Source organism: Arthrobacter sp. I3 (assembly GCF_000520575.1).
Classification (GTDB): Bacteria; Actinomycetota; Actinomycetes; order Actinomycetales; family Micrococcaceae; genus Arthrobacter; species Arthrobacter humicola_A.
Window position 1 is genome coordinate 155519 of record NZ_KI914902.1, and the last position, 6652, is coordinate 162170.

General features: G+C 68.0%; 5 protein-coding genes. 2 read left to right on the forward strand and 3 right to left on the reverse strand.

Annotation, left to right across the window (positions count from 1 at the left end; all coding sequences use genetic code 11):
* Positions 1-927, reverse strand: a 927-nt coding sequence (locus Y706_RS23420) for an MFS transporter (protein WP_052354999.1), incomplete at its 3' end; no start/stop codon positions are given.
* A 167-nt stretch (positions 928-1094) separates the two neighbouring features.
* Complete coding sequence (locus Y706_RS0103460; protein ID WP_043434495.1) at positions 1095-2153, reverse strand: LacI family DNA-binding transcriptional regulator; 1059 nt, start codon at positions 2151-2153, stop codon at positions 1095-1097.
* A 436-nt stretch (positions 2154-2589) separates the two neighbouring features.
* On the opposite strand from Y706_RS0103460, the gene clpB reads away from it, so the two are divergent.
* A complete protein-coding gene (clpB, locus tag Y706_RS0103465; RefSeq protein WP_028275474.1) occupies positions 2590-5247 on the forward strand; it encodes an ATP-dependent chaperone ClpB in 2658 nt (885 codons plus the stop codon).
* Between the two features lie 16 nt (positions 5248-5263).
* Here the strand turns inward: clpB and Y706_RS0103470 are convergent, their stop codons facing one another.
* Positions 5264-6046: a septum formation family protein gene (locus tag Y706_RS0103470; RefSeq protein WP_052354998.1), complete on the reverse strand. Its 783-nt coding sequence runs from the start codon at positions 6044-6046 to the stop codon at positions 5264-5266.
* Between the two features lie 281 nt (positions 6047-6327).
* Here Y706_RS0103470 and Y706_RS23425 point away from each other — a divergent pair, with 281 nt between their 5' ends.
* A complete protein-coding gene (locus Y706_RS23425) occupies positions 6328-6561 on the forward strand; it encodes a DUF3073 domain-containing protein (RefSeq protein ID WP_018774150.1) in 234 nt (77 codons plus the stop codon).
* The last annotated feature ends 91 nt before the right edge of the window (positions 6562-6652 follow it).

Sequence of the window (6652 nt, forward strand, 5' to 3'; positions counted from 1 at the left end):
CCGCAAGCGGGGGACCAGCAGGGCGCCCGCCGCGGAGAAGATCCACGGGATGGCCGTCAGCAGGCCGATCTGCAGCGGGCTGAGCTTGCCGTACGTGCCGATGATGGAGGGCAGGAAGTAGGACAGGGCGTAGACGGCGATCTGGTGGGTGAAGTAGACGCCGACGACGAGGAGGATCTGCTTGTCCTTCAGGACATCGCGGAGCAGGTGGTTGCCGGAGGCCGCGGCGCCGGCGGTCTCCTCGGCGGCGATGCGGGCCTCGAGATCGGCGGATTCCTCGGCGGTGAGGAACGTTGCCATGCTGGGGCGGTCCGGGAGCTTCTTCCAGACGACGTAGGCGAGGACGCAGGCCGGGAGTCCTTCGACGAGGAACATCCACTGCCAGCCGTGCAGGCCGCCGAGCCCGTCAAAGGTCAGCAGCAGCCCGCCCAGCGGCGCCCCGACAATGTTGGCGATGGAGACGCCGAGCAGGAACATGCCGTTGGCCTTGGCGCGGTCCTTGACCACGAACCACTGCGTCAGGAAGTACATGACGCCCGGGAAGAGTCCGGCCTCGGCCACGCCGAGCAGCATCCGCATGATGTAGAAGGACCATTCGCCCTGGACGAAGGCCATGCCGGCGGAGATGATGCCCCAGGTGATCATGATCCGCATGATCCAGAACCGGGCGCCGACCTTGTGCATGATCAGGTTGGAGGGGATTTCGGACAGGGCGTAGGTCAGGAAGAAGAGCCCGGCGCCGATGCCGTACGCGGTGGCCGAGATGCCGAGGTCGATCTCCAGCCGGTCCTTGGCCATACCGATGTTGGTGCGGTCCAGGAAGGCCATGATGTAGGCGCCGATCAGCAGCGGCATGACGCGGCGTAAGATCACGCCGTTGATTTCCTGTGGTGTGCGCATCTTCTTTGTTGCGGATACAACTGACATGGGTCGGGGTCCTTGGCTCGTTGGCGGGATAGGTGGTCAGGGAGGGCATGCGGAAAGGGCAAACGGGAGGTAGGCGGCCGCGGCAGTGCGCGCGGCGCGTGGTTCGTCAGGGTCGCGGGATTGGGTGGGGCTGGCCGCGGACGGGCTGCCCCGCGTATGGCGCGGCCTCAGCTGTCAGGGGGCGTGCAGCCGCACGTCCGCCCGACGTGCAGGCGGTGCCGGCACACTTTCGAGGTGTAGGTGGCGGACGGGGAATCGATGCGTTTGAGCAGCATGGCGAACGCCTCGTTGGCCATTTCCTGCTGCGGTTGGACAATGCTGGTCAGGTTGATCAGGCCGGAGCGGCTGTGCGGAAGCCCGTCACAGCCGGCGACGGCGACGTCGTCCGGGATGCGAAGGCCGCGCGACAAGGCGTATTCCATGACGCCGATGGCAAGCTCGTCGCTGCCGCACACCACGGCCTGAGGCGGCGTTCCGGCCGAGAAGAGCCGCTCCGCCGCCAGCCTGCCGCCCTCGTTGTTGACCCTGGTGCTGATCTTCCGGTCGCCGCTGATCGTGATACCCGCCGCGGCGGCTGTGCGGACAAACGCCTGTTCGCGGGCCAGGGAGGCCGTTGAGAACCGGGGGCCGATCACGGTGGCGATTTCGGTGAAGCCGTGGCTGAGCATGTGCTGCATCAGCGTGGTGGCTGCGGCGTCGTCGTCGATCCCGACGAAATCCGAGTCGAGGAAGTCCGCCCGGCGGGACAGGCACACGTAGGGGATGCGGGCCGCCCTCAGCGTGCGGAGCGCGGTGGCGTCGTCCCGGAGCGAGGCGGCCAGGATGATGCCATCGACGTTGCGGTGCGCGAGCGTCGAGGTCACCTGGGCGAGCACCTCCGGATCGTCCTGGGTGGTGGCGACGAACACTTCGTAGCCGGACTCCGCCGCGGCCGTGATGACGCCCTGCGCCCAGCGCGGAAACATCGGATTGATGATGTTCGGCAGGATCAGCCCGATGACCCGGGTCCGCTGCGGGTCGGTTGACTGCGACGGCTTACGGGGCCTGAAGCCGAGCTCGTTTGCCACGTGGATGATGTGGCGCCGGGTCTCGGGCGAGACGCCGCCCTTGCCGTTGAGGACGTAGGAAACCGCGGCCGAGGAAACCCCTGCGGCGCGGGCCACGGCAGCGGCCGAAACCGGCGGTACGGGGCCGTCGACGGTGGTGCTTATGGCGTGTTCGTGCATGTCCGGCCCTCCTTCGCGTCGGTTCGTTTTGCTGTGACCCCAGTTACAGTAAGGAGCCCGCCGATCGTTAAGCAACGTTAAGTCATTCACGCGAGCCGCGCAGGCTGACGGCCGCCGGGCATGCTCATTGTTCACGCCCGGCCCGAGGGGCATGCTCATTGTTGATGCCCGGGCCGGGGGGACATGCTCATTGTTGGTGCCCGAGCCGGGGGGACATGTCCAGCCGTGGGCCCGGGCGCTGGGCATAGTGGCGCTAAGTCCACTCTTCGGGCGCAGGGGTGGGCATGTCCCGCGGCAGGGGGCGTCCGGGCGTCCGGGTGGCCGGCCCTAGACAGGCGTTTCGCTGTCGGCAAACATGGAGCCAGCCTCCCTCATTTCAAAGTTGAGCGATGTAGACTCAACTTTGATATCAGGACCATTCCGGAAGGAGCCCTCGTTGGACGCCAAATTCACCACCAAGAGCCAGGAGGCCCTCGCTGCGGCCGCCATGAACGCCTCGACCGCGGGCAACCCGCAGCTCGAGCCCGCTCACTTGCTCAAGGCCCTCATGGACCAGCGGGAGGGCGTCGCCGTCGCGCTGCTCCGCGCCACCGGCGCCGACCCGGACGCCGTCAGCGTCCAGGCGAGCACCGCCATCAAGGCCCTTCCGTCGACCTCCGGGAGCAGCGTGCAGCAGGCGCAGTTGTCCCGGGCAGGGCTGCAGGCGATCAAGAATGCCCAGAACGAGGCCGAGCGGCTCGGGGACGCCTATGTTTCCACCGAACACCTGCTGCTGGGCCTTGCCGCCGGGACCGACGGCGCCGGGAAGCTCCTGCGCCAGGCCGGCGCCTCCCACGAGGCGCTGCTGGCCGCCCTCCCGGGCGTCCGCGGCGACCGCAAAGTGGACAACGCGGACCCGGAAAACTCGTTCCAGGCGCTGGAGAAGTACGGCACGGACCTCACGGCGGTCGCCCGCTCGGGCAAGCTGGACCCTGTGATTGGCCGCGATGCCGAGATCCGGCGGATCATCCAGGTCCTGAGCCGCCGCACCAAGAACAACCCCGTCATCATCGGCGAGCCCGGCGTCGGCAAGACCGCCGTCGTCGAGGGTCTCGCCCAGCGGATCGTGGAAGGCGACGTGCCCGAAAGCCTGCGCGGCAAGACGCTGATCGCCCTGGACCTCGCCTCGATGGTGGCCGGGGCGAAATACCGCGGCGAATTCGAGGAGCGGCTCAAGGCTGTCCTGGAAGAGATCAAGAACTCTGAGGGGCAGATCGTCACGTTCATTGACGAGCTCCACACGGTGGTGGGTGCCGGCGCCACCGGGGACAGCTCCATGGATGCCGGCAACATGCTCAAGCCCATGCTGGCCCGCGGCGAGTTGCGCCTCATCGGTGCGACCACGCTGGACGAGTACCGCGAGAACATCGAAAAGGACCCCGCCTTGGAGCGCCGGTTCCAGCAGGTCTACGTGGGCGAGCCCAGCGTGGAGGACACCATCGGCATTCTGCGCGGCCTCAAGGAACGCTACGAGGCCCACCACAAGGTCTCCATCTCCGACTCCGCCCTCGTAGCGGCCGCGACGCTCTCCAACCGGTACATCTCCGGCCGGCAGCTGCCGGACAAGGCGATCGACCTCGTGGACGAGGCCGCGTCCCGGCTGCGCATGGAAATCGATTCGGCCCCGGAGGAGATCGACCAGCTGCGCCGCCAGGTAGACCGCCTGACCATGGAGGAACTGGCCCTGGCCGGCGAGACCGATCCCGCCTCGGTGGAACGGCTCGCGGCCCTGCGGGCGGACATGGCGGACAAGAAAGAGGAACTCGCGGGCCTGAACGCCCGGTGGGAGGCCGAGAAGGCGGGCCTGAACCGGGTGGGCGACCTGCGGGCCAAGCTTGACGAGCTCCGCTCCGCCGCGGACAAGGCCCAGCGCGAGGGGGACCTGGAGACCGCATCCAGGATCCTCTACGGCGAGATCCCCGCCCTGGAACGGGAACTGAACGCCGCCGCCGAGGCCGAAGCGGCCGTGCCGGACAAGTCCGGGCAGATGGTGGCCGACCAGGTCACCGCCGCCGACATCGCCGAGGTGATTTCGGCGTGGACCGGCATCCCCGCGGGGCGCATGCTCCAGGGCGAGAGCCAGAAGCTGCTGAACATGGAGCACGTGCTGGGCGAGCGGCTGATCGGCCAGAAGCAGGCCGTCGCCGCGGTCTCCGACGCCGTGCGCCGCGCCCGCGCCGGGATCAGCGACCCCAACCGGCCCACCGGCTCGTTCCTGTTCCTCGGCCCCACCGGCGTCGGCAAGACCGAACTCGCCAAGTCCCTCGCGGACTTCCTCTTCGACGACGAGCGCGCGATGGTGCGGATCGACATGTCCGAATATTCGGAGAAGCACTCCGTGGCCCGGCTCGTCGGGGCGCCTCCCGGGTACGTCGGCTACGAGGAGGGCGGCCAGCTTACCGAGGCCGTGCGGCGGCGCCCGTACTCCGTGCTGCTGCTCGACGAAGTGGAAAAGGCCCACCCGGAGGTCTTCGACATCCTCCTGCAGGTGCTCGACGACGGCAGGCTCACCGACGGGCAGGGCCGCACCGTGGACTTCCGCAACGTGATCCTGGTGCTCACCTCGAACCTGGGCAGCCAGTTCCTCGTGGACCCCAACCTCGACGCCGCGGCCAAGAAGAACGCCGTCATGGCCACGGTCAACGCTTCCTTCAAGCCGGAGTTCCTCAACCGGCTCGATGAAGTGGTGCTGTTCGATCCGCTGAGCGTGGAGGAGCTCTCCCGGATCGTGGAACTGCAGGTCAAGGAGCTGGGCGAGCGGCTCAAGGGCCGCCGGTTGAACCTCGAAGTTACCGAGGGTGCCCGCGCCTGGCTGGCCGTATCCGGCTTCGATCCCGCGTACGGCGCGCGGCCGCTGCGCCGCCTGGTGCAGCGCGAGATCGGCGACCGGCTGGCAAAGGCCATCCTGGCCGGCGAGATCGCCGACGGCGACACCGTCCTGGTGGACACCGCGCCGGACCTGATGGAACTCACCATGGGCGGGCTGGGGGACAGGGAGCTGACCAGCGGCGGCGCGGCCACGGGCACCGGGCTCTCGGTCCGGCGCAAGGAGTAGGCGCCGCCGGGCAAGCCTAGGGAAGCAGGGACTCCTTGATGACGTTTCCGCCGTTCGTCGCGGCGTAGCAGTCGACCCGCCGGTCGCCCATCTCCCAGCTGCGCGGGCTCGGGTAAGCCAGCTTGTAGCTCAGGTCGTAGTCGCCGGCCTTTGCCGTGAGCGGAGCCGCCTTGCAGACATCGCGTGCCTTCTGCTTGAGCTGGTCCCGGCCGGGGTACGAGTCATCTGGCCCGTATTTTTCCACGGCGACCAGCTGCGCCGAGTGGCCGGTGGCGCAATCCACGACGGTGGACTGTTGCGCATCCGGGTCGAAGTCCTTGAAGCAGTCCCGCAGCTGGAAGTCCAAGGGGCTGACGCCCTCCAGCGGCAACGCCCCGCGGCTGGCGGGTGCGGACGCCGACGAAGCGGCGGGGGCCGGGCTGTCGTTTTCCGCGGAGGCCTGGCCGCTGCCGGCAAATGCGGCCACAGCCCACCAGACCAGAAGCGCAAGCACCACGAGGACGGCCGCGGCCACGCCGAGCCGCTTTGGCCCCTGCCGGCGGATCCGGCGGACCAGGGGGCGTGCCCGCCGTGAGAGAGCCTTCTTGGTGCGTGAGAGCGCTTTCCTGGCGCCGGCGAACGCGGTGCCGGCAAGGGCCGGGCGCGCGGGTTTCGCCGCTGCGGGTGCCGCCGCAGGATTCGTGGGCCGCGCACGGTCGGCTGTAATGACGGGCAGGGCGGACGTCGGCGGCCTCGAGGGCGGCGGCGGGATGGCCCCGGCGTCGTTCCTTGGATTCTCTTCGGTCACTGAGAAATTCACCACTTCCGTGCGTCTTTGCCGGGGCTGGAGGCCCGGCGTAGCGGCCCTTTTCTGGGCGCACATCACGAAACTCTATCGAAGATGCGCGGCACCGTGCATGCGCCAGCGGCTGCGGCCACCGTTGCGGGAGGCGCCACACTGTCCACAGGGGGCGGGCCGGCGAGCAGTTGGCGCCGAAAGCATGTAATCTAGGTGTACGACAAATTGACCAAACATTCCGGGGCCTCACCGATCGCCAAAAGGTGACCACCTCCGGTCCAAGTACAAAAGGGGGTCACGCCATGGGGCGCGGCCGTCAAAAGGCAAAAGCTACCAAGCAGGCTCGGGACATCAAGTACTACTCCCCGAACACTGACTATTCGGCCCTTCAGCGCGAGCTCACGGGCCCGGGAAGTCGTGCCACGAGCCACTTCGCGGATGACCCGGTTGAACCGGATTATTCAGCGTATGTGGATAAGTACGCGGACGATGTGGAAGACGACGACGACGAGGTTGATTCCCGTCGCATAGGTTAGTCGACGCTTCCTCCCGGCAGTTTTCTCCGGGGGATCCATCCGGCACTGCGGTGCCAGCCAAAGATTTTCGGGCCGCCGGCCACACCTGTAA